Raw genomic sequence first — 2632 nt, 5'->3', positions numbered from 1 at the left:
TGTCCGCGCCGGTTGAATATTGACCCACCCTGCCGATTGAATTCTGACCCGGGGTGAAGAGCCGACCGCTTGATGGTCGGCTGTGCATAAGTGTAGTTGTTTGCCCTGTTTGTTGACCTCCTCAATGCAGTGTGACCGCGCGGGGAATGCCGCGTAGGGCGTAGCCCGAAGCGGCTTTCCCCGCGCGCGCCGCTCAGAATGGCTGCGCGGTCGCCTTGTCGCCCTTGCGGGCCTGCTCGCGCGCCTTGATGCGCTTCTTGGCCTCCTTGGTGCTGTGCAGGAAGCGGTGCGACTCATTGCCCGTCTCCACGATGTGGCAGTGATGCGTGAGCCGGTCCAGCAGCGCGGTGGTCATCTTCGCGTCGCCGAACACGCTGGACCACTCGGCAAACGTCAGGTTGGTCGTGATCAGCACGCTGGTGTGCTCGTACAGCTTGGACAGCAGGTGAAACAGCAAGGCGCCGCCGGCCTGGCTGAAGGGCAGATAGCCCAGCTCGTCGAGGACGACCAAGTCCATGCGCAGCAAACTTGTCGCGATGCGCCCGGCCTTGCCTTGGCTCTTCTCCTGCTCCAGCGCGTTGACCAGATCGACGGTGGAGTAGAACCTCACCCGCATGCCGTGCCGCGTGATGCCCGACACGCCCAGGGCCGTGGCCAGATGCGTCTTGCCTGTGCCCGGCCCTCCGACCAGGACAGCGTTGTGCGCCTTCTGGGTGAACGACAGGTCGGCCAACTGATGCACCAGCTTGCGATCCACCGGTGAGGCCTCGAAGTCAAAGCCGGCCAGATCGCGGTGCGCCGGGAACTTGGCCGAGTGCATCTGGTGGCTCACCGAGCGCATTGCGCGATCCGTGCCTTCGGCGGCCAGCAGGTGTTCGAGCAACCAGCGCGAGCTGTCCAACCCGGCGTTGGCCCCTTGCTCGGCCAGATCGGCCCAGGCACCGGCCATGCCGTGCAGGCGCAGCTGTTTGAGTTCGAGCGTCAAGTCACGCGTCATGGCCGGCCTCCTCGGTGCTGTCCTGCGCGCGCAGGCTGTCGTAGCGCGCCGTGTTGGCCAGCGGCGGCTCCAGCACCCGCAGCGCCGTCTCGATGTTCTGCGGCATCGGGCGGGCATTGAGCCGTCCCAGCACGTTGACCACATGCTCGACGCTCACCCGCCCTGAGGGCGGCCCGCTCTCCAGCGCCAGCTCCACGGCCACCAACACCGCGTCCAGCCCGGCCGTGGGCACGAGGGCCAGCACCTGCGCCATGGCTTTGTCACCGCCGCTCTCGCGCAGCAGGCCGCGGCGCAATTGCTGCAGCACCTCGGGCAGGTCGGCGAACGGCGCCCCGTTGCGCAGCGCCCCGGGCTTCCTTTGCACCAGCGGGATGTAGTGCTGCCAGTCGTAGCGGGTCTGGCTCTCGTTGCCAAGGCGCTCGTGGCTGGCAACGATGGCATCGCCCGCCACGATGGCCACCCGGTGCGGATACAGCCGCGTGCTGACCATCTGACCGGCCAGCTCGCAGGGCACCGAGTAGCGGTTCCTGGCCACCGACACCAGGCAGGTACTGGAGACGCGCGCGGGCTTCTCGACATAGCCGTCGAACGGCTGCGGCATGGGCATCAGGTGAGTGCGTTCGTGTTCGAGCATCTCGGCCACGCTGAACTGCTTGTGCTCGGGGTGGCGAATCTCCTGCCACAGCGCACGGCACCTCTCGCCCAGCCAGGCGTTGAGTTCGACGAAGGAGCCAAAGCGCCTCTGGGCCGCATCGATCCAGATGCGCCGGCGGCTGTCCTGCACGTTCTTCTCGACCACCCCTTTCTCCCAGCCCGAGGCGACGTTGCAGAAGTCCGCGTCCACCAGGTAGTGCGCACACATGACGGCAAAGCGCGCGTTGACGACACGGCCCTTGCCCTTCAAGACCTTGTCCACGGCCGTCTTCATGTTGTCATAGATGCCCCGCCGGGCGATGCCGCCCAATGCCGCGAAGCTGCGGGTGTGCGCATCGAACAGCATCTCGTGGCCCTGGCTGGGGTAGGCGACCAGCCAGAACGCGCGGCTAGCGCACAGCTTCATGTGTGACACCTGCATGCGCCGGTACATGCCGCCCACGACCAGGCCCTCTTCGCTCCAGTCGAACTGGAACGCCTCGCCCAGCTCGAAAGCCAGCGGCACGAAGGCCTTGACAGCCACGCCCTGGCCCACGCTGTGCCGCCACTGCCGGATGAAGTCGGTGACCCGCGTGTAGCCGCCCTCGTAGCCCCTCGCCTTGATCTGCGCATGCAGCGCCCGTGCCGTGCGCCGCTCGCGCTTGGGTCGCAGCGCATCAGCCTTCAGGGCCTGCTCCAGCTCCTCGTGGTACGCGCTGAGCTTGGTCGCCCGCGCGCTGCGAATGTACTTGGGCTCAGCAGCCACCGCCGGCGCCCTGAGCCACTTGCGCACCGTGTTGCGCGACAGGCTGGTCAGCCGCGCAATCTCCCTCACTGACTTCTTCTGGCGCAACCGCAGCCGCCGAACTTTGCCAATCATGGCCATGGTGATCACTCCTTTGTCCCCTGCCTAATAAAGCAGCAGGGTAGGTTGAACACCCGGGTCAGTTTTGAAGCGGCAGATCCCTCAAAGGTGGGTCAGTTTTCGGCCGGCGCCAACAA

2 protein-coding genes are annotated in these 2632 nt (G+C 66.3%); both read right to left on the bottom strand.

The features are described from left to right. Positions 1-193: 193 nt before the first annotated feature. Positions 194-997, bottom strand: coding sequence for an IS21-like element helper ATPase IstB (gene istB / locus EEB15_RS32890; RefSeq protein ID WP_141514209.1), 804 nt, complete (start codon positions 995-997; stop codon positions 194-196). After that, positions 987-2516, bottom strand: coding sequence for an IS21 family transposase (gene istA / locus EEB15_RS32885; protein WP_141514208.1), 1530 nt, complete (start codon positions 2514-2516; stop codon positions 987-989). The genes istB and istA overlap by 11 nt, the downstream gene beginning before the upstream one ends. Between the last annotated feature and the right edge of the window lie 116 nt (positions 2517-2632).

This window comes from Ramlibacter sp. WS9 (assembly GCF_003797765.1).
Lineage (GTDB): Bacteria > Pseudomonadota > Gammaproteobacteria > Burkholderiales > Burkholderiaceae_C > Ramlibacter.
The sequence above is the reverse complement of the archived record's forward strand: the minus strand, read 5'-3'. Positions and strand labels throughout refer to the sequence as shown.